General features: G+C 70.5%; 18 protein-coding genes. 11 read left to right on the plus strand and 7 right to left on the minus strand.

Features of this window, described 5'->3' with window-relative positions:
- The first annotated feature begins 19 nt into the window (after positions 1 to 19).
- Complete coding sequence (locus tag ACZ5SK_RS30265) at positions 20 to 1372, plus strand: NDP-hexose 2,3-dehydratase family protein (RefSeq protein ID WP_334577270.1); 1353 nt, start codon at positions 20 to 22, stop codon at positions 1370 to 1372.
- A gap of 102 nt (positions 1373 to 1474) precedes the next feature.
- Here the strand turns inward: ACZ5SK_RS30265 and ACZ5SK_RS30270 are convergent, their stop codons facing one another.
- Complete coding sequence (locus ACZ5SK_RS30270) at positions 1475 to 2584, minus strand: DegT/DnrJ/EryC1/StrS family aminotransferase (protein ID WP_334577271.1); 1110 nt, start codon at positions 2582 to 2584, stop codon at positions 1475 to 1477.
- A gap of 201 nt (positions 2585 to 2785) precedes the next feature.
- Here ACZ5SK_RS30270 and rfbA point away from each other — a divergent pair, with 201 nt between their 5' ends.
- A complete protein-coding gene (rfbA, locus tag ACZ5SK_RS30275) occupies positions 2786 to 3661 on the plus strand; it encodes a glucose-1-phosphate thymidylyltransferase RfbA (protein ID WP_319670953.1) in 876 nt (291 codons plus the stop codon).
- Positions 3662 to 3673: 12 nt separating this feature from the next.
- On the opposite strand, the gene ACZ5SK_RS30280 is transcribed toward rfbA, so the two are convergent.
- Together ACZ5SK_RS30280 and ACZ5SK_RS30285 are read right to left on the minus strand one after the other, a co-directional pair.
- Positions 3674 to 4390, minus strand: coding sequence for a class I SAM-dependent methyltransferase (locus ACZ5SK_RS30280; RefSeq protein WP_468576728.1), 717 nt, complete (start codon positions 4388 to 4390; stop codon positions 3674 to 3676).
- Between the two features lie 61 nt (positions 4391 to 4451).
- Entirely contained in the window at positions 4452 to 5231 is a 780-nt protein-coding gene (locus tag ACZ5SK_RS30285; protein ID WP_334577273.1) for a cyclase family protein, read from the minus strand.
- Between the two features lie 208 nt (positions 5232 to 5439).
- On the opposite strand from ACZ5SK_RS30285, the gene ACZ5SK_RS30290 reads away from it, so the two are divergent.
- The 5 genes from ACZ5SK_RS30290 (at position 5440) to rfbB (ending at position 10415) form a co-directional block, all read left to right on the plus strand.
- The gene (locus tag ACZ5SK_RS30290) at positions 5440 to 5874 is read left to right on the plus strand and encodes a nuclear transport factor 2 family protein (protein WP_319670956.1); all 435 of its coding nucleotides are present in this window, start codon (positions 5440 to 5442) and stop codon (positions 5872 to 5874) included.
- 45 nt (positions 5875 to 5919) lie between these two features.
- A complete protein-coding gene (locus ACZ5SK_RS30295) occupies positions 5920 to 6690 on the plus strand; it encodes an SDR family NAD(P)-dependent oxidoreductase (protein ID WP_334577274.1) in 771 nt (256 codons plus the stop codon).
- 23 nt (positions 6691 to 6713) lie between these two features.
- Positions 6714 to 8057 carry a cytochrome P450 family protein gene (locus ACZ5SK_RS30300; RefSeq protein ID WP_334577275.1) on the plus strand — a complete coding sequence of 448 codons (1344 nt, stop codon included), beginning with the start codon at positions 6714 to 6716 and terminating at the stop codon, positions 8055 to 8057.
- A 64-nt stretch (positions 8058 to 8121) separates the two neighbouring features.
- On the plus strand, positions 8122 to 9456 hold the full coding sequence (locus ACZ5SK_RS30305; protein ID WP_334577276.1) for an activator-dependent family glycosyltransferase: 1335 nt from the start codon (positions 8122 to 8124) through the stop codon (positions 9454 to 9456).
- Positions 9444 to 10415: a dTDP-glucose 4,6-dehydratase gene (rfbB, locus tag ACZ5SK_RS30310; RefSeq protein ID WP_334577277.1), complete on the plus strand. Its 972-nt coding sequence runs from the start codon at positions 9444 to 9446 to the stop codon at positions 10413 to 10415. Before ACZ5SK_RS30305 ends, rfbB begins: the two co-directional genes overlap by 13 nt.
- Positions 10416 to 10702: 287 nt before the next feature.
- Here the strand turns inward: rfbB and ACZ5SK_RS30315 are convergent, their stop codons facing one another.
- Positions 10703 to 11692: a Gfo/Idh/MocA family protein gene (locus ACZ5SK_RS30315; protein WP_334577278.1), complete on the minus strand. Its 990-nt coding sequence runs from the start codon at positions 11690 to 11692 to the stop codon at positions 10703 to 10705.
- A 163-nt stretch (positions 11693 to 11855) separates the two neighbouring features.
- Here ACZ5SK_RS30315 and rfbH point away from each other — a divergent pair, with 163 nt between their 5' ends.
- Positions 11856 to 13160 (plus strand): lipopolysaccharide biosynthesis protein RfbH, encoded by a 1305-nt coding sequence (rfbH, locus tag ACZ5SK_RS30320; protein ID WP_319670962.1) that lies wholly within the window; start codon positions 11856 to 11858, stop codon positions 13158 to 13160.
- Positions 13161 to 13175: 15 nt separating this feature from the next.
- Here the strand turns inward: rfbH and ACZ5SK_RS30325 are convergent, their stop codons facing one another.
- Positions 13176 to 13994 (minus strand): AfsR/SARP family transcriptional regulator, encoded by an 819-nt coding sequence (locus ACZ5SK_RS30325; protein WP_099937129.1) that lies wholly within the window; start codon positions 13992 to 13994, stop codon positions 13176 to 13178.
- Between the two features lie 267 nt (positions 13995 to 14261).
- On the opposite strand from ACZ5SK_RS30325, the gene ACZ5SK_RS30330 reads away from it, so the two are divergent.
- From ACZ5SK_RS30330 to ACZ5SK_RS30340, 3 genes are all read left to right on the plus strand, one after another.
- A complete protein-coding gene (locus ACZ5SK_RS30330; RefSeq protein ID WP_334577279.1) occupies positions 14262 to 14441 on the plus strand; it encodes a hypothetical protein in 180 nt (59 codons plus the stop codon).
- Positions 14438 to 16705, plus strand: coding sequence for a TOMM precursor leader peptide-binding protein (locus tag ACZ5SK_RS30335; RefSeq protein WP_468416098.1), 2268 nt, complete (start codon positions 14438 to 14440; stop codon positions 16703 to 16705). The genes ACZ5SK_RS30330 and ACZ5SK_RS30335 overlap by 4 nt, the downstream gene beginning before the upstream one ends.
- Positions 16706 to 16943: 238 nt before the next feature.
- Complete coding sequence (locus tag ACZ5SK_RS30340) at positions 16944 to 18191, plus strand: sensor histidine kinase (protein WP_334577281.1); 1248 nt, start codon at positions 16944 to 16946, stop codon at positions 18189 to 18191.
- A gap of 40 nt (positions 18192 to 18231) precedes the next feature.
- Here ACZ5SK_RS30340 and ACZ5SK_RS30345 read toward each other — a convergent pair whose 3' ends face one another.
- Positions 18232 to 18837: a response regulator transcription factor gene (locus ACZ5SK_RS30345; protein WP_334577282.1), complete on the minus strand. Its 606-nt coding sequence runs from the start codon at positions 18835 to 18837 to the stop codon at positions 18232 to 18234.
- A gap of 118 nt (positions 18838 to 18955) precedes the next feature.
- A complete protein-coding gene (locus tag ACZ5SK_RS30350) occupies positions 18956 to 20167 on the minus strand; it encodes a LacI family DNA-binding transcriptional regulator (RefSeq protein WP_334577283.1) in 1212 nt (403 codons plus the stop codon).
- Positions 20168 to 20247 lie beyond the last annotated feature (80 nt).

A 20247-nucleotide genomic window follows, 5' to 3' on the forward strand; every position in this document is an offset into this window, starting at 1 on the left:
TCGATGACGAGGAGTTCAGATGGCCGATGTGACGGCCCGTATCGCCAGGTCGGCCGCGGCCGTGGAGAGCCCGCTGACCGATCTCGCCGGATTCGACGACTGGTTCGCCGAGTACGGGGAGCAGATCTACACGACGGCCGAGCGGATACCGCTGGCGGCCCTCGACCAGTGGTACCAGACACCGGTGACCGGTGATCTGTGGCATCGCAGCGGCAAGTTCTTCACGGTCCACGGTCTGCGGGTGCACGATCCGGGCAACGCGGTGCCGTGGTGGGACCAGCCCATCATCGACCAGCCCGAGGTCGGCATCCTGGGCATCCTGATCAAGGAGTTCGACGGTGTGCCGCACTTCCTGATGCAGGCCAAGGCGGAGCCGGGCAACCCCGGCGGTCTGCAGCTCTCCCCCACCGTCCAGGCGACCCGCAGCAACTACACCGGTGTCCACAAGGGCAAGCCCGTGCCGTATCTGGACTACTTCCGGGACACGTCACGGCACCGGGTGATCACGGACGTCCGGCAGTCGGAGCAGGGCGCCTGGTTCTACCGCAAGCGCAACCGCAACATGGTGGTGGAGACGACCACCGAGGTGGAGGTCCTCGAAGGCTTCCGCTGGTTCACCCTGGGGCAGTTGTACCGGCTGCTGTCGCGCGACGACATCGTCAACATGGACGCGAGGACCGTGCTGGCGTGCCTGCCGCACGCCTCCCGGCCGGACGGCGCGCTGCACCGGATGACCGACGTGCTGAGCTGGATCACCGGCGCCCGCTCGCTGGCCAACGTGCGCACCGAGCGGATCGCCCTCAACGCGCTGGACGAGTGGCGGCACAGCGAGATGGGTTACTCGCACGAGAGCGGCGGCTTCTTCGACGTCATCGGGGTGTCCGTGACGGCGGCGGGGCGCGAGGTCGGCACCTGGCGCCAGCCGATGATCGAGCCGCGCGGCACCGGCGTCATCGCCTTCCTGTCACGGGAGATCAACGGGGTGCCGCACGTGCTGGTGCACGCCCGTACCGAGCCGGGCTACTCCGACGTCGTGGAGCTGGCGCCGACGGTGCAGTGCGTCCCGGCGAGCTACAACTGGCTGCCGCCCACCGCCCGGCCCCGTCATCTCGACGAGGTGCTGGCCGCGGGGCCCGACCGCATCCGCTTCGAGGCCGTGCTCTCCGAGGAGGGCGGCCGTTTCTTCCATGCCCGCAACCGGTATCTGATCGTGGACAGCGACGTCCCCGAGGACCCCGGCCACCCCGACTACCGCTGGCTGACCATGGACCAGCTGACGCAGCTGCTCCGGCACAGCCACTACCTCAACGTGCAGGCCCGGAGCCTGGTGGCGTGTCTGCGCGGTGTGGAGGCGTCCCGCTCCGCCGGCTGACCCCCGGCGGGGGACGCGCGTACCGAGAAGGCCCGGCGGGGATCCCTCCGCCGGGCCTTCGGTGTGGGGCGGTGTGTGTCGGGCCGGGGCCGACGCACGGGCTCAGAGGCTGTCCAGCACGTCACGCACCGCGCTGATCACCTTGTCCTGGACGTCCGGCGCGAGGGCCGGGTACATGGGCAGCGAGAAGATCTGACCCGCCAGTTCCTCGGTGACGGGCAGCGAGCCCGTGGGCCGGCCGAGGTGGGCGAACCCGGACATGGTGTGCACCGGCCAGGGATAGCTGATGTTGAGCTCGATGTCGTACGTCTTGAGGGCCTTGATGATGTCGTCGCGCCGGGGGTGGCGCACCGTGTAGACGTAGTACACGTGCTCGTTGCCGGGGACGGTGTGCGGCAGCACCAGGCCGGTGTCGCCGAGCCCCTCCTCGTAGCGGCGGGCGACGGCCTGCCGCCCCTGGACGTAAGCGTCGAGCCGGCGCAGCTTGCGCCGCAGGATCTCGGCCTGCACCTCGTCGAGCCGGGCGTTGTGGCCGGGGGTGCCGACGACGTAGTAGCGCTCCTCCATGCCGTAGTAGCGCAGTCGGCGCAGCGCGCGGTGGGCGTCGTCCCGGGAGGTCAGCACGGCGCCGCCGTCGCCGTACGCGCCGAGCACCTTCGTCGGGTAGAAGGAGAAGGCGGCGGCGTCGCCCGTGGTGCCGGCGAGCCGGCCGTGGCGGCGGGCTCCGTGGGCCTGTGCGCAGTCCTCGACGAGGAACAGGTCGTGCTCGGCGGCGAGCCGCTCCAGCGGCGCCAGGTCGACGCACTGCCCGTAGAGGTGGACGGGGAGCAGACACCGGGTCCGCGGGGTGAGGACGGACTCCACCTGCTCGGTGTCCATGAGGTAGCTGTCCGGGTGGACGTCGACGAACACCGGGGTGGCGCCCACCGAGTCGATAGCGACCACGGTGGGGGCCGCGGTGTTGGACACGGTGACGACCTCGTCGCCGGGGCCGATGCCGAGCGCCTGGAGGGCCAGCTTGATCGCGTTGGTGCCGTTGTCGACGCCGACGCAGTGCCCCACGCCGTGATATCCGGCGAACTCCTGCTCGAAGCCGCGAACACTGTCACCGAGGACGAGCTGGCCCGAGCTGAAGACCGTCTCCACGGCGTCCAGAATATCGGCGCGTTCGTTCTCGTATTCCTGCCGGTAGTCCCATACGAGAGTCGTCATTAATTCGTTTCCCTCCCATTGCTGATGCCATGCCGCAGGGCGTCACCATCCCCCCGCAGCACATCACATTGCCGGTTCGGTCCACAACCCTTGATTTTCCTCTATTCCCACTCGAATTTCCCTGGACCAAGGGCGCTTCTTGTTGCTGTCGAGTGAATCCGGTCGTTAGCATGAGCAGAAATCGAGGACAGGGGCATACCCATGAAAGGGATTATTCTCGCCGGCGGTTCGGGAACAAGGCTCCATCCAATAACCGTCTCCGTTTCGAAACAGCTTCTCCCGGTCGGCGACAAACCGATGATCTACTATCCGCTTTCGGTGCTGATGCTCGCGGACATCAAGGAGATCCTGCTCATCTGCACCGAGCACGACCTGGAACAGTTCCGCAGGCTCCTGGGCGACGGCTCCCAGCTCGGCGTCCGGATCGACTACGCGGTGCAGAACCGGCCGGCCGGGCTGGCCGAGGCCTTCATCATCGGCGCCGACCACGTGGGCGACGACGACGTGGCCCTGGTCCTGGGAGACAACATCTTCCACGGCTACCACTTCTACGACATGCTCCAGAGCAACGTCCGGGACGTACAGGGCTGTGTGCTGTTCGGTTATCCCGTGGAGGACCCGGAGCGCTACGGAGTGGGCGAGACCGACGCGTCGGGACGCCTCGTCTCCCTGGAGGAGAAGCCGATCCGACCGCGCTCCGACCTCGCCATCACCGGGCTCTACCTGTACGACAACGAAGTGCTGGACATCGCCAAGAACCTCCGCCCCTCGGCGCGCGGAGAACTGGAGATCACCGACGTCAACCGGAATTACCTGGCGCGCGGCCGAGCCCGCCTGGTCGACCTCGGCCGCGGTTTCGCCTGGCTGGACGCCGGAACTCCGGAATCCCTGCTCCAGGCCGCCCAGTATGTGCGGACCCTCGAAGAACGGCAGGGCGTGCGTATCGCCTGCGTCGAGGAGGTCGCACTGCGCATGGGATTCATCGACGCGGACAGCTGCTACCGACTCGGCGAGAAAATGTCGCAGTCGGGTTACGGCCGCTACGTGATGTCGGTGGCCCGCGAAATGTCGTCCTGACGCTCTCGTCTCTCAGCCCGATTCGCGTACACCGACGAAAAGGCCACGACCGGTGGGGCCGTCCTCCAGGAATTCCACGGAGCAGCCCGCGTCGGTGAACGCGGAGACGTACTCCTCCTTGGCGAACAGGGTCAGTACGTCGATCTCGGTGAACTGCTGGATACCGGCGGCGTCCCCCACGGTGAAGCGGACCTCCATGCGGGTGGCCCGGCCCTTGCGGGTGGTGTGCGAGATCCGCGCGATGGTGCGGTGCTCCTCACGGGCCAGGTCACCCGCGACATAGCCCTCGATGAAGTTCTCGGGGAACCACCAGGGTTCGACGACCAGGACGCCGCCGGGCTCCAGATGGCCGGCCATCGACTTGATGGCGGCCCGCATGTCGGCCACGGTCTCCAGATAGCCGATGGCGCAGAACATGCAGCTCACCGCCGTGTAGGTGCGGCCGAGGGAGAAGTCGCGCATGTCGCCCGCGTGCACCGTGGTGCCGGGCAGCCGCTGCTCGGCGAGCCGGCGCATCGGTTCCGCGATCTCCAGCCCCTCGGCGACCTCGAACAGGGTGCTGAACACGCTGAGATGGGCGCCCGTGCCACAGGCGACGTCGAGCAGTGAGTCGGCTCCCGGGCGGCGTTCGGCGATGAGCCGGGAGACGTCCGCCGCCTCCTCGCCCCAGTCCTTGCCCCGGCTCCGGTAGATGGCCTCGTACACGTCCGCGAGTTCCCGGCCGTACATGTGTCTCTCCTCCCGTTGTCGCCCCGCAGGGCGCTTCGTCCGCTGGGCCGCCGTGCGCTCCTCACTCGTCGAGCAGCGCCACCGCCCTCGTCCAGCCGGCGCCCGCGCCGGCGATCCGCACCGGGAAGCACGCGACCCTGAATCCGTGCGGGGCGGGCAACCGGTCGAGTCCGGCGAGCCGTTCGACCTGGCAGTACTCGCGGTCCCGGCCGATCATGTGGGCGGGCCACAGCACCGAGCGGTCACCGGTCTGCCGGTAGCGGGTGATGATGTCGCCGAACGGCGCGTCCAGGCTGAACGCGTCCGTGCCGATCACCCGGACTCCCTGGTCCAGCAGCAGGTGCACGGCCGAGCCGTCGAGGCCGGTGAAGTCCGTGAAGTACTTCTGCGTCCCCGACCACGCGTCGGCACCGGTCCTGAGCAGCACGATGTCCATGGGCGAGAGGGTGTGGCCGACCCGGTCCAGCTCCCGCTGCACCACGTCGGCGCCGACCGCGCCGGTGCCCTGGTCGCTCAGGTCGAGCACCACCGCGGGCCGGAAGAACCAGTCGAGCGGCATCTCGTCGATGTGCCGCGGCGGACCGTCCCGGTAGGAGGCACGGGTGCCGTAGTGCGAGGGCGCGTCGACGTGCGTTCCGGTGTGGGTCGTCAGCTGGAGGCGGTCGAGCGAGAGGAACTCGCCCTCCGGAAGCTCCGCCGGATCGAACTCGATCCCGAAGTGGTCACGCATCTCCTCGCTCATGTGCGTGGCGGCTTCCTTGGGGCCGAGGACGTCGTGCACCACGGGATCGGGTTCAAAACCCGCCCCGTCCACGGGTGAGGACAGGTCGATGATGCGCACACGAGCCTCCCGGCGATGGATTCCTGCAAGCCAGCCCATGCTCACCAGCGCGGCTAGAGAAGCGTTGGAGCCTGGCTGAACGGCCGCCCGCGCGCCCGCCCGCGCCGCGCTCGACCGATCCTGGAGGGGCCGCTGCCACCGTCGTGACCTCACCGGGAACTCGGGAACGCACCCGCCCCGGCACAGGGAACGGCGGAAGGGACACGGCATGGCAGCACAGGCCCCGACGGCCCCGGCGGACGTCTACGCCGAGGTACAGCACTTCTACGCACGGCAGATGCGGCACCTGGACTCGGGCGAGGCCGAGATCTGGGCCGGCACCTTCACCGAGGACGGCTCCTTCGCGCCGCCCTCGCTCCCGGAGCCGGTGCGCGGCCGCCCGGCCCTCACCGAGGGCGCCCGGCAGGCCGCCGCGGGTCTCGCGGCCGCCGGCGAGACGCACCGCCACTGGGTCGGCATGCTCACCGTCACCCCCGCGGACGACGGCTCGCTGACCGCCGAGAGCCAGGTCTCCATCATCGCCGTTCCGCAGGGCGGCCCCGCCCGGCTGCACCTGGTGTGCACCTGCCGGGACATCCTGGTGCGCGAGGCCGGCGAGCTCCTGGTCAGGGAAAGGGTGGTGACCCGTGACGACCGGCCGTAGCGGGAGTCGACCGCGAATCGAGCGGCCCGGCCTACGGTCCCGTCCATGAGCGCGACACAGGACTCGACAGCGCCCCGGGGCGTGATCGTCACCGGCGGCGGGACCGGGATCGGGCGGGCCACCGCCCGCGCCTTCGCCGACCGCGGCGACCGTGTACTCGTCGTGGGCCGTACGCCCGCCACCCTGGCCGGGACCGCCGAGGGGTACCCCGGCATCAGCGTCCTCGCCGCCGACCTCACCGATCCGGACACTCCTCAGGCTGTCACCGACGCGGCGCTGGACGCGTTCGGCCGTATCGACGTGCTGGTCAACAACGCGGCCACCGGCGGATTCGCCGCTCTCGCGGAGACCAAACGGGAAGCCGCCCGCGACCAGCTCGACAGCAATCTCCTGGCCCCGCTGCTGCTCACCCGGCAGACCCTGGACGCCCTCGCGGCCGACGGCGGCGGAACCGTGCTGAACATCGGCTCGGCGGGCGCGCTGGGCCGCCGGGCCTGGCCGGAGAACGGGGTCTACGGCGCCGCCAAGGCCGGGCTCGACTTCCTCACCCGGACCTGGGCGGTGGAACTGGCGCCCCGCGGCATCCGTGTCCTCGGCCTGGCGCCGGGCGTGATCGACACCGGTATCGGTGAACGGTCCGGCATGTCACAGGAGGCCTACGCGGGCTTCCTCCAGCAGATCGCCACGCGCGTCCCGGCCGGCCGGGTCGGCCGCCCCGAGGACATCGCCTGGTGGGCCGTCCAGCTCACCGACCCGCGCGCCGCCTACGCGACCGGAGTGGTGCTCGCGGTCGACGGCGGTCTGTCCCTCACCTGAACCACGCCCCGAAGGAGACAGCCGTGACACACACGGAGACCGACGAGACCACCGACGAGACCCCCGCGGCCACCGAGGAGCTCCAGCAGACCGACAGCGAGCTCGGCCGTCATCTCCTGACCGCCCGCGGCTTCCACTGGATCTACGGAACAAGCGGCGACCCGTACGCCCTGACGCTGCGCGCGGAGAGCGACGACCCGGTGGTGCTGGCCCGCCGCATACGGGAATCGGAGACACCGCTGTGGCAGAGCGCCGCCGGAGCCTGGGTCACCGGCCGGCACGGTGTGGCCGCCGAGGTGCTGGCCGATCCGCGGCTGAGCCTGCGCCACGCCGATCTGCCGGGCCTCCAGCGGCACGTCTTCTCGGACGCCTGGAGCAATCCGCTGCTGTGCCACATCATCCCGCTGGACCGGGCCTTCCTCCACGCGTCGGGCGCCGACCACGTGCGTTGGGAGCGGTCGGCGGCACCGGTGCTGGGCGAGGCCGCGGCGGACGGCCACCGCAAGAGCGCCGAACGCGTGCACCAGGAGACCGCCGACGGACTCGGCGCCTCCTTCGACCTCATGGCGGACTACTCCCGCCCGGTGGCCACCGAGGCCGTCGCGGCGCTGCTCGGCGTCCCGGACGCGCAGCGCGACCGGTTCGCCCGCGCGTGTCTGGCCCTGGGCGTCGCGCTCGACGCGGCGCTCTGCCCGCAGCCGCTCGTCGTCACGCGCCGGCTCACCGAGGCGATCGAGGACGTACGCGCCCTCGTCGGCGACCTCGTCGCGGCACGGCAGGCCGAGCCGGGTGACGATCTGCTCAGCACGGTGCTGCGCGCCGGCTCCGCCGACTCCTCCGCCGTGGACGCGCTCGCGGTCGGTGTACTGACCGCCGCGGTGGGCGTCGAATTCACCGCCGGGCTCATCAACAACGCCCTGGAGGCGCTGCTCGCCCATCCCCGGCAGTGGGCGCTGCTCGGCGAGAGCCCCGAACTGGCGGCCGGCGCGGTGGAGGAGACGCTGCGGCACGCGCCGCCGGTGCGGCTGGAGAGCCGAATCGCCGCCGAGGACCTCACGCTCGCCGGCCAGGACATCCCCGCCGGCGCCCAGGTCGTCGTCCATGTCGGCGCGGCGAACCGTGATCCCGAGGTGTTCCTGGCCCCGGACCACTTCGACCTCACCCGGCCGGTGGGACAGGGGCAGTTGTCGCTGTCCGGCCCGCACACCTCTCTCTTCGGGGCGTTCGCCCGGCTCCAGGCGGAGACCGCCGTACGCACCCTGCGCGAGCGCCACCCCCGGCTGGCGCCGGCCGACGGAGTCCAGCGGCGGATGCGTTCCCCCGTCCTGGGCGGAGTGCTGCGGTTCCCGCTGACCACCTCCGCGTGACGGTACGCCGCGTCCGGCGTACCGCGGCCGGAGTCTCCACAGAGCCGCAGAGAAAGGACCGACCATGCGGGTTCTGCTGACGTCCTTCGCGATGGACGCGCACTTCAACGGGTCCGTACCGCTCGCCTGGGCGCTGCGGGCCGCCGGGCACGACGTACGGGTGGCGAGCCAGCCCGCGCTGACGGGCAGCATCACGGCGGCCGGACTGACCGCCGTCCCGGTGGGGGCCGACCCCGGCCTCGACGAGATGGTCAAGGCAGTGGGCGACTCGGTGCTGTCGCACCACGCCAACCAGTCGCTGAACCCCGACGCCCCCGGTCAACTCACCCCCGCCTTCCTCAAGGGCTGGGACGCGATGATGACCGCCACTTTCTACACCCTGATCAACGACGATCCGATGGTCGACGAACTCGTCGCGTTCGCCCGCGACTGGGAGCCGGACCTCGTCCTCTGGGAGCCGTTCACGTTCGCGGGCGCGGTGGCCGCGAAGGTGACCGGTGCGGCCCACGCTCGACTGCTGTCCTTCCCCGACATGTTCATGCCGATGCGGCAGGCCTTCCTCGCGCAGCTCGGTCCGGGTCCCACGGGCGGGGGCGGGGAGCAGGGGCAGGCGCACGCCGAGGACTCCCTCGGCCAGTGGCTGCAGTGGACGCTCGGCCGTTACGGCGTGCCCTTCGACGAGGAGGCGGTGACGGGGCAGTGGTCCGTGGACCAGGTGCCGCGCAGCTTCCGGCCGCCGTCGGACGGGCCGACCGTGGGCATGCGCTACATCCCGTACAACGGGCCGGGGCCCGCCGTCGTACCCGACTGGCTCCGGGTCCCGCCGACGCGTCCCCGCGTGTGCGTCACCCTGGGGCTCACGGCCCGGACCTCCGAGTTCCCCAACGCGGTCCCGGTCGACCTGGTCCTCAAGGCGATCGAGGGGCTCGACATCGACGTGGTGGCCACGCTCGACGCGGAGGAGCGGGCGCTGCTGACCCATGTCCCGGACAATGTGCGCCTGGTGGACCACGTACCGCTGCACGCGCTGCTGCCGACCTGCGCGGCCATCGTGCACCATGGTGGCGCCGGGACCTGGTCGACGGCGCTCGTCGAGGGGGTTCCGCAGATCGCGATGGGCTGGATCTGGGACGCCATCGAGCGGGCGCGCCGCCAGCAGGAGCTGGGCGCCGGTCTCCATCTCCCCTCCCACGAGGTGACGGTGGAAGGGCTGCGGAGCAGGCTCGTGCGGCTCCTCGACGAGCCCTCGTTCACCTCGGCGGCCGCCCGGCTGCGGATCGAGGCCCGGTCCGAACCGACTCCGGCGGAGGTCGTCCCCGTACTGGAGCGGCTGACCGCCCAGCACCGCGCCCACGGGCGTCGACGTCTCGGAGGTACGTCCACACCATGCGTGTCCTGATCACCGGCGGCGCCGGTTTCATCGGATCCCACTATGTGCGCTCCCTGCTGGCCGGCAGCCTGCCCGGACCCCGGCCGGACCGGGTGACGGTCGTCGACGTGCTCACGTACGCGGGGAGCACCGACAACCTGCCTCTGGAGGACCCGCGGCTGGACTTCCGGCGCGTCGACATCTGCGACCTCGACGCGCTCCTGGAGGTGTTCCCCGGTCACGACGCGGTGGTGCACTTCGCGGCCGAGACCCATGTCGACCGTTCCCTGACCGGGGCCGCGGAGTTCGTACGCACCAATGTGCTGGGCACCCAGGCGCTGCTGGAGGCGAGCCTGCGCTGTGGGGTCGCCACCTTCGTGCACATCTCGACGGACGAGGTCTACGGGTCCATCGCCGAGGGCACCTGGACGGAGGAGGAGCCACTGCTGCCCAACTCGCCCTACGCGGCGTCGAAGGCGGCAAGCGACCTCCTCGCCCGGTCCTACTGGCGCACGCACGGGCTCGACGTGCGCACCACCCGGTGTGCCAACAACTACGGCCCTCGCCAGCATCCGGAGAAGCTCATCCCCCTCTTCGTCACCGAGCTGCTGGCCGGACGGACCGTGCCGCTGTACGGGGACGGCAACAACGTCCGGGAGTGGCTGCACGTGGACGACCACTGCCGTGCCGTCCACGCCGTGCTGACCGGCGGCCGGGCCGGCGAGATCTACAACATCGGCGGCGGTACGCATCTGACGAACCGTGAGATGACGTCCAGGCTACTGGAGTTGTGCGGTGCCAACTGGTCCCGGGTCCGTCGGATGCCCGACCGCAAGGGCCACGACCTGCGGTACGCGGTGGACGACTCGAAGATCCGTACGGAACTCGGCTACCGGCCTCTGCGGTCGCTGGACGACGGACTGCGCGAGGTCGTCGACTGGCACCGCGACCAGCTGGTTCGGCGACCGGAAGCGGCCGAGCGGGTCTGAGCCGGACTCCCGTCGGGGCCCGGGGCGGCACCACAGCCCCGGGCCGCCCCCGACGACACAACAACCGACGACACAACGACCGAGGACACAACGACCGAGGACACAACGACCGCAAGAAGAGCCGGCCCCGACGGGACCGGCTCTCGTCGTCGGAGCCGGTGTCGTCGGGGCCGGACGGAACGGCGCGCGTCGGGGGGAACGCGCGCCGTCCGACGGAGGGCCGTGGCATGCGAAGCCGCGCCGCGCGGGCGCGGCCGGCCTCCGGCCTGCCCGCGTCCGGCGCGGTCTCAGCGGCTGACGACCCGCGCGGCCTTGCGTACCTGCTCGACCAGGAGCGCCTGGCGCAGCAGTGCCTCTCCCAGCGCTGCCCGGCCGGTGCCCGACAGGGCCGCCGCCGCGAACGCGTCGAGCGCGTTGCCCACTTGATGGTCGGCGGAGAGCGTCACCTCGGTGATCCTGTCCTGCTGTTCGAGGCGGACCACCGGGCGGTGCTCCCGGGGCGGCGTGAAGGCACGCGGCACGCTGATCCGGCCCCGGCTGCCCCACAGGGCGTACACGGACCGGTAGGAGTGCTGGAATCCGAAGTCGAGCTGAGCGCTCACCCCGGTCGCCGTGGAGAGCAGCACGCTTCCCGCGACGTCGACGCCGGTGGCCTCGTCGACGCGCAGACAGGCGCCGAGGACGTCGAGTTCCCCGGCGAGGTGGAGCTGGGCCGCGCGCAGTGGATAGACGCCGACGTCCAGCAGGGCGCCCCCGCCGAGCTGCGCGTTGTGCCGGAAGGACGCCGGATCGGGCGGCGGTACCCCGAAGGAGCTGGAGAAGACTCTCAGTTCGCCGACCTCGGCGGCCATGTCCCGTACGGCCGCGTGCTGGGAGTGGTGCAGGAACATGAAGTTCTCGGTGAGCGCCAGATCGAACCGGGCGGCCATCGCCACCAGTTCGGCGCTCTGCGCGTACGTGGTGCTCAGCGGCTTCTCCACCAGGACGTGCTTCTGGGCGGTCAGCGCCTCGGCGACCCATTCGTGGTGCATGCCCGGCGGCAGCGGCACATAGACCGCGTCGATGTCGTCCCGGTCCAGCAGCGCCTTGTAGCCGGTCACCGCCGCGCATCCGAACCGGGCCGCGAGCCGTTCGCTCCTCGCCCCGTCCCGGCTCGCCACAGCCACCAGCCGCACCGACTGATGCTCCACGAGCGCAGGCAGGATCCGGCGCACCGCGATATCGGCACAGCCCAGAACCCCCATGCGGAGTACCGGTCGTGGAGTGTCCTCGGGCATCTGCCACCTCACCTGTCGGATACGTCGCCGACACAAGCTAGCCAGAGCAGGTCGAAAGCCCCTGGAAGCCCGCTGGAGCAGGCCCTTTCCGCGGGGACTCCATGGCTCCTCGACCGAGCGGCGCGAGCATGGTCCCGAGGCAATCCTTACAGGAGGGACGGCTATGACGTCGGACACCAAGGCCCTGGTCCTGGAGCAGGTTCGCGAGTACCACCGGCAGCAGCAGCCGGAGAACTTCGTGCCGGGAGTGACACCGATCCTCTCCTCGGGGGCGGTCCTGGACGAGGAGGACCGGGTCTCTCTGGTGGAGGCGGCCCTGGATCTGCGGATCGCGGCCGGGTCGCACTCCCGGCGTTTCGAGAGCAGGTTCGCCCGCCACATCGGCGTGCGCAAGGCGCACCTGGTGAACTCCGGGTCCTCGGCGAACCTGCTGGCGCTCTCGGCGCTGACCTCCCCCCGGCTCGGCGAACAGCGGCTGCGCCCGGGCGACGAGGTGATCACGGTGGCCGGCGGTTTCCCCACGACGGTCAACCCGATCTTCCAGAACGGTCTCACGCCCGTCTTCGTGGACCTCGAACTCGGCACGTACAACACGACGGCGGAACGCGTGCGGGCGGCGATCTCGGACCGGACCCGGGCCATCATGATCGCGCACACCCTCGGCAACCCCTACGAGGTGGCGGAGATCCAGCAACTGGCCACCGATCACGAGCTGTTCCTGATCGAGGACAACTGCGACGCCGTGGGCTCGACCTATCAGGGGCGTATGACAGGCACCTTCGGGGACCTGGCCACCGTCAGTTTCTATCCCGCCCACCACATCACGACGGGCGAGGGCGGTTGCGTACTGACCAAGAACCTCGAACTGGCCCGGATCGTCGAGTCGTTCCGCGACTGGGGGCGGGACTGCTGGTGCGAGCCCGGCGAGGACAACACCTGCCTCAAGCGGTTCGACTACCAGCTCGGTGACCTCCCCAAGGGCTACGACCACAAGTACATCTTCTCGCACATCGGTTACAACCTGAAGGCGACCGACCTCCAAGGAGCCCTGGCGCTCAGCCAGTTGGAGAAGCTTCCGGAGTTCGGCCGGGCCCGGCGGCGCAACTGGCAGCGGCTGCGCGACGGGCTCGCGGACGTCCCGGGTCTGCTGCTGCCCACCGCGACGCCGGGCAGTGACCCGAGCTGGTTCGGCTTCGTCATCACGGTGCTGCCCGACGCCACCTACACCCGCCGCGACCTGATCGCCTTCCTGGAGGAGCGGCGCATCGGCACACGACGGCTGTTCGGCGGCAACCTCACCCGGCACCCGGCGTATCTCGGCACCCGGCACCGGGTGGCGGGAGATCTCCGCAACTCCGACATCATCACCGAGCAGAGCTTCTGGATCGGGGTCTACCCGGGCATCACCGAGGAGATGACCGACTACATGCGGGACTCCATCGTCGAGTTCGTCGCCAAGAACGGCTGAGCCGCCCGGGGGCGGTCAGCCGATCATCCGGTCGAGCATCACGTCCTCCCCGCACCCGGGCACGTCCAGCCACGGCTCCGCCGCGAGCACCGCCTGTTGCAGACGCTGCAGGCGCGGGGACGGCGAGAGCCCCAGTTCCTCCGCCAGCCGGCGGCGCAGCCTCTGGTAGACGTCGAGCGCCTGCCAGGAGCGCCCGGCCCGGTACAGCGCCGTCATGCACTGGGCGTGCAGGCCCTCGTGCAGCGGATGGCGGCCGGTGAGCTCGATCAGCTCGGCCAGCAGTTCCGCGTGGCGTCCCAGCCTCAGATCCGCCTCCAGACACCGCTCCAGCACGCCGAGCCTGCTCTCCTCCAGACGGGCCACCTCGATGCTCAGTACGGGCCCTATCCGCACGTCGACCAGTGCGGATCCGCGCCACAGCGCCAGCGCCTCACGGAAGTACGCCGATGCCTTCTCCTGCCGGTCCTCGGCGGCGGCGACGCTCCCCGCGGCGACCAGCCGCTCGTAGCGCGGTACGTCGACGGCGTCCGCGGGCGCCTGCCAGCAGTAGCCGCCGTACTGGGTGACGAGGACGTCCTTGGCCGACACCCCGGCGTCGGAGCCGTAGGCCGCGGTGAGCTGACGGCGTAGCTGAAGGATGTACGTGTGCAGGGTCGCCAACGCGCTCTGTGGCGGCTCGGTGCCCCAGATCTCCTCCATCAGGGTCGCGACGGGCAGGACGCGATTGGCGTGGATCGCGAGCAGCGCGAGGATCTGGCGGGGTTTCGCGGCGGTCGGCACGATCGAACGGCCCCGCACTTCGGCCGTCAGCGGTCCCAGCAACCATATGTCCATGTTTCTCCCCCATGTGGTCGGCGGAGCACCGCAAAGAGCTCCTTGCCCATGGAGTCTCGCTGGCCTCTTCGGCCGCCAACCAGTGCCGTGGACCCGGACAGGCATATGAGAAACGTATGCGCAAGATGTGTAAACCTCATATGGTCCCTGTGCTGGACACACTGGTATCCCCGCGGCCCGGCCCGAAAGGATGGCGGCGCAGCGCAGGGCCCGGCCGGGTCCGACGCACCCCACGGAGCAGCCAGTCCACAGCGACAAGGAGCACACATGCTACGGATCACGCCCCTGGCGGACGGCAACGCGGACATGGCCAGGACCATCGACGATCTCGTGATCACCGAGTACGGCGACGACTCCGCACAGATCCCCGACGGCCGTATCTGTATCTGCTGGACCTCCTCCACCGGCACCCCGTCCGCCATGGACGGCGGTCGCACGTCTCGATGAGCCGTCCGGTCCCGGGCGACGGGCTCCCCCGGCTGGGGTTCGCACCGCATCTGCGCGTCGAATCGGTGCCGGGGGAGCCCGTCTTCCTGATGACGGAGGACCGGGTGACCACACTGGGCGGAGCACACATCGCCCTGCTGGCCCCCCTGCTCGACGGAAGCCGTGATCTGCCCCGTATCGTCGCCGACGCGGCGCCCGGGCTGTCGAGCGACAGCACCGAACGGCTCGTGACCAGGCTGCTGGACGCCGGCCTGCTCCATGTCTATCCACCGGACGGGCCCGACGGCCCCGAGCGTGCCTACTGGGCCCTCACCGGCCTTCAGGCGCGGCCCGCCGGCGGCCGGGACGCGCTGCTGGCCCCGGTCGACCTCACCGAGGACGCGGAAGGCGCGCTGCACGAGGCCGTGTCGGCGGCGGGGCTGCGCACCGCGGCCGCCGGCGAGCCGGCCGACCTGACCCTGGCGCTGTGCCACGACTATCTCGATCCGCGGTTGAGCGCCCTGGACGCGGAGCACCGCGCCGCGGGACGCACATGGCTGCCCGTACGGGCCAGCGGCACCCACCTGTGGATCGGGCCCTTCTTCTCCCCCGGCGACGGCCCCTGCTGGAGCTGTCTCGCGGACCGGCTCCGGCTGCGCCGACGCGGCGAGGCGTACGTCCAGCACCGGCTCGGGCGCAACGGGCCCGCCGCGCACCGGCCGTCGTATCTGCCCGCCGGGCGGGCGGCGGCCATGCAACTGGCCCTGCTCGAGGCCGGAAAGTGGCTCGCCGGGCACCGGGACAGCGATCAGGGCAGCCTGTGGCGGCTGGACACCCGCACGCTGGAGAGCAGCCGCCATCCCGTGCGGCGCCGCCCGCAGTGCTCCCGCTGCGGTGATCCGCTGCTGGTACGCGACCGGGTCTCGGCACCGGTCGTGCTGTCCCCCCAACCGGTGCGGGACACCACGGGCGGGGGCCACCGGACGTTCGGCCCGGACCGGATGCTGGAGCGCTACGGCCACCTCGTGGACCCCGTCACCGGTCTCGTCGGCGAGATCCGCCGCGAGCCGCGGGGACCGGAGTTCCTCAACTGCTTCCACGCGGGCGCGCAGCCGCCCTGGGACCCCGAGCGGCCGCCGCCCCCGCTGCACACCCCGCTGCGCAGCCCCGGCTCAGGCAAGGGAGTCACCGAACTCCACGCCAAGGTGAGCGCGTTGGCCGAGGCGCTGGAGCGGTACAGCGGCTACTTCCAGGGCGACGAGCCACGCCGGCGCGGCAGTTACCGCGAGCTGGCGCCCCTGGCCGTCCATCCGGACAGCGTCCAGCTCTTCGACCGGCGGCAGTTCGAGGACCGGGTGGCCTGGAACCGCACGCACGGTCCCTTCCACCAGGTGACCGAGCCCTTCGACGAGGACGCCCCACTCGACTGGACGCCCGTCTGGTCGCTGACCGAGCAACGGCAGCGGCTGGCGCCCACGAGTCTGCTCTACTACAACGCCCCGGACGCGGACACCGGTTTCTGCAGGGCGACGTCCAACGGCGCCGCCGCCGGAACCAGTCTGGAGGACGCCGTCGTCCACGGCTGCCTGGAACTGGTGGAGCGGGACGCGGTCGCGCTGTGGTGGTACAACCGCACGCGGCAGCCCGGCGTGAGCCTGGACCAGCGGGATCCGTGGATAGCCCGGATGCGGGCCGTCCTCAGGGAGCTCGGCAGGACGGTGTGGGCCCTCGATCTCACATCCGATCTCGGCATTCCCGTGGTCGCCGCCGTGTCGGCCCGGACCGGAAGGACGGCCGAGGACATCGTGCTGGGCTTCGGCGCGCATTTCGATCCCCGGGTCGCGTTGCGTCGGGCGCTCACCGAACTCAACCAGATGCTGCCGCCGTTGACAGGGGAGACGACCAACGGGGCCTCCGCCTACCACGACACCGACCCGGAGGCCCTGGACTGGTTCCGGCACGCCACCACCGCCAACCAGCCCTATCTGCTGCCCGCGGCACGCCGGTCCACCCGGCCGCCCGCGGCCTTGCGGCCGCCCGCCGACGCCGCGGAACAGGTCCACGCCTTGGTCGCGCTGTTGCGCCGGCGCGGCCTCGACGTACTCGTCCTCGACCAGACCCGCCCCGATGTGGAACTGCCCGTCGCCAAGGTGCTGATCCCCGGTCTGCGCCCGCACTGGGCGGGATTCGGCCCCGGCCGGCTCTTCGACGTACCCGTCGCGCTCGGCCGGCTCACCCGGCCGACGGACTACGCGGACCTCAATCCTTTGCCGCTGCATCTGTAAGGGAATGAGTCCTTCCCCTTCCTCCCACGCAACGAAGCAACCTTTCCGCGCCAGGAACGATCTTCTTCCACATGGGGATTGAGGACGGCAGCCACACCGTGGAGCTTCTTAGTCGAATGACTCGTACCGGCTAGAATCGATTACGCGTTCCCAACCTCGCGCTTTGCCGGGATCGGGTTGAGCGCGGCACAACCTGACTCATTGACTCGTTCGGTTCGCCCGAGGGGGAAGAGAAGAGATGCAAGGTTCTGCCCAGCACAGTGGTGCGCGCGCCGAACTAGAGGACGCGAGAAGCAGATACCTCGCCGTCGGCACCTCCAGCGCCATCACCATCGCGGTCCTCGTGGCCTTTTTCGGGGTCGCCTTCGTCTATCTGCTGGAGGACCGTCTCTCACCGGTCAGATTCACCGCGGGCATCGTGACCCTGTTACTCGTCTACTGCGTCCAACTGACCCACTCCTTCGGATACCTGTCTCCCCGGCTGACTCGCCTGAGGTACTGGACCTTCGGACTCCAGGCCCTCCTCACCTATCTGCCGTTCCTCACCTTCGCCGACGCCTGGCTCGCCACGCCGGGCGTCCTCGCCGGTTCCGCCCTGCTCGTGCTGCCTCGCCGCTGGATGTGGCCGGCGTTCGCGGCGATCGTGGGATCGTCCAGCCTGCTGGTACTGGAAAGCGGGGTGGGCCGAGGCTCGCTCGGGTACGGGACCGTCGCGACCACGCTGACCGGCCTGGTGGTGTTCGGGCTCTCCGAACTGACCCGCCTCGTCCAGGAAGCCCACCGCACCCGCGGCGAGCTCACCCGGATGGCCGTGGAGGCCGAACGGCTGCGCTTCTCGCGCGATCTGCACGATCTGCTGGGCATGAGCCTGACCACCATCGCCTTCAAGTGCGAAGTGGCGCGGCGGCTGCCGCCTTCCAAGCACGCCCGTCTGCAACAGGAACTCACGGAGATCCTGGAAGCCACCCAACGGGCGTTCATCGACGTCCGGGCCGTCTCACAGACCTACCGTGCCATGTCCCTGGCCACAGAGGTCGACACCGTCTTCGCCACCCTCAGGAACATGGGCGTGCACGCCCAATTCCGGGGCAGCGCCGGGCCGCTGCCGCCCGACATCGAGACAACCCTGGCGACGGTGCTGCGCGAGGGGGTCACCAACATGCTGCGGCACAGCAGGGTCGGCACCTGCGTCGTCCGAATCCACCGCGAACAGGACGCCGTCAGACTGACGGTGACCAACGACGGACTCGAAGGCCACCCGGCCGCCGCGTTCAGCAACGCCCGGCCGGGAAGCGGCCTCAACAACCTTCGCGATCGCATCGAAGCGGTGGAAGGCCGGCTCACCGCGGAGATCACGGACGGGAAGTGGTTCTCCCTCACGGCGGTCGTCCCGCTCCCGGCGAAGAACCCCGCGCCCAAGCACTGGCTCGTCCGGCCCGTGCATGCCTCCGACAGAGGGATGCACGATTCCACTTCCGTGGCCTGAGCACGGGCCCGGTCCCCCGGCGCGACTCGTCGGATACCCGTCAGATCCAGCCGCCCTCACGGGCGATCCGTACCGCGTCCATACGGTTGCGGGCGCCCAGCTTGACCACGGCGCTGCTCAGGTAGTTCCGCACCGTTCCCGCGGAGAGGAACAGACGGCGGGCGATGGCCGCGGTGCCCTCGCCCGCGGCGGCGAGCCGGAGGACTTCCAGTTCGCGCGGGGCCAGCGGCTGAGTCACGTCCTCAAGTGCCGCGACGGCCAGTTGGGGGTCGACGACCCGCTTCCCGGCGGCCACGGCCCTTATGGCGCCGACGAGTTGGGCCGGGTTGGCGTCCTTGCACAGGAATCCGGTGGCGCGGGTGGCCAGCGCCCGGCGCAAGGTGCTGGGATTGCCGAGCCCCGTGAGCATGAGGATCCGGCAGTCGGGTACGGCGGTGGAGAGCGCGGCGGCGGCGGTGATGCCGTCCATCCCGGGAAGACCGATGTCGAGTACGGCCACATCCGGTCGCAGTGCGCGCGCCTTCGCAACGATCTGATCGCCGCGATCGACTTCGGCCACCACGTCGAAGTCCGCCTCCAGCGCCAGGAGTTCGGCCAATGCTCTGCGCAGCATCGCCATGTCCTCGGCGATCAGAATCTTCAGCATGGCCCCCCTTACATCGGCGGTCTCCAAGACCCCCTGCGCTCCATACTCTCACCCGAAAAGCCAGATCACAGCTTGGAATCGCCCAACGTCCCACCCGCCAACCAGGGCGATTACAAAGTCAGTTGTCCTTGGAATGACGCCGGTCAGCCGTGTCCGAGGAGGGCCGGCGACCGCTCGAAAGCGCCTGACTCGGCGTTCCCGCGGCTGCTTCCCCTGTTCGTGCAGCGGGGTGCGGGGCCGTGCTGTGGCGGATGTGGAGGGTGACGGGGACCAGGGTCAAGGGAGGGGCGGGGGGTGAGAGGGTGTCGATGTGGTTGAGGAGGGTGTGGAGGGAGATGGTGCCTATGTCCTTGAAGTCTGTGCGGATCGTTGTCAGCGGGGGCAGGAAGTGGGCCGCTTCCGGGATGTCGTCGTAGCCGACGACGCTGACGTCCTCCGGCACCCGGCGGCCCGCCTCGTGCAGAGCGCGTAGGACGCCCAGGGCCATCTGGTCGTTCGACACGAAGACCGCGGTGAGGGTCGCGTCCTTCGCCAGATTCCGGCCCAGGTCGTAGCCGGAGTCCGCGCTCCAGTCGCCGAAGAGGGGGGTGGGGATCTCGGCTCCGGCCGCCTGGAGAGTGGCGCGCCAGCTCTCCGCTCGGCGGTCCGCGGAGGTCCAGCCCGTCGGACCCGCGAGATGGTGGACCGTGGGGTGGCCGAGCGAGAGCAGGTGCTGCGTCGCCTTGCGGGCGCCGGTGCGGGCGTCCGAGGTGACCATGGGGGTGCCGTCGCCGAGATCGTTGTCCATGACGACCAGGGGGGTGTCCAGATGGGCCTCGGCGAGGGCCCGGGCCACCCAGAGCTGGGGGGCGATCGCGATCACGCCGTCCGCGCCCTCCGCGGAGAGGCGGTCCGCCGCGCGTACGACGGTGTCCTTGTCGGCGGTGTCCAGAGCGATCGAGCTCACCAGGTAACCCGCCTCCTGCGCCGCCGCGTTGATAGCGGTCAGGGTCGAGGCGGGACCGTAGCGGGCCGCGTCGAAGGAGATCACGCCGAGCATGCGAGTGCGGCCGCTGGCCAGCGAGCGCGCGCTGCTGCTGGGGCGGTAGCCGAGGGTGCGCATGGCCGCCTGGACCGCCTCCCGGGTCTCCGCGCGGACGGCCGGGTTGTCGTTGAGCACCCGGGAGACCGTCTGCTTGGAGACGCCGGCCAGTTTCGCGACGTCGTCCATCACGGGGCGGGCGCCGGCGAAGTTGCGTCGGCTGCGTCCCTTGGTCGCCGGACCGTCGGTCGCCTGGCCGTCGGTCACCGGACCGTCGGTCGCCGGGCCGTCGGCGGCTGTTGGGGTCATGGCGGGGCTCTTCTTCCTTCCGGCCTGTCCTGGGCTGGGCTGGGCTGGGCTGGGCTGGGCTGGGCTGGTCAGCCACAGGA

This window comes from Streptomyces sp. NPDC031474 (assembly GCF_055581185.1).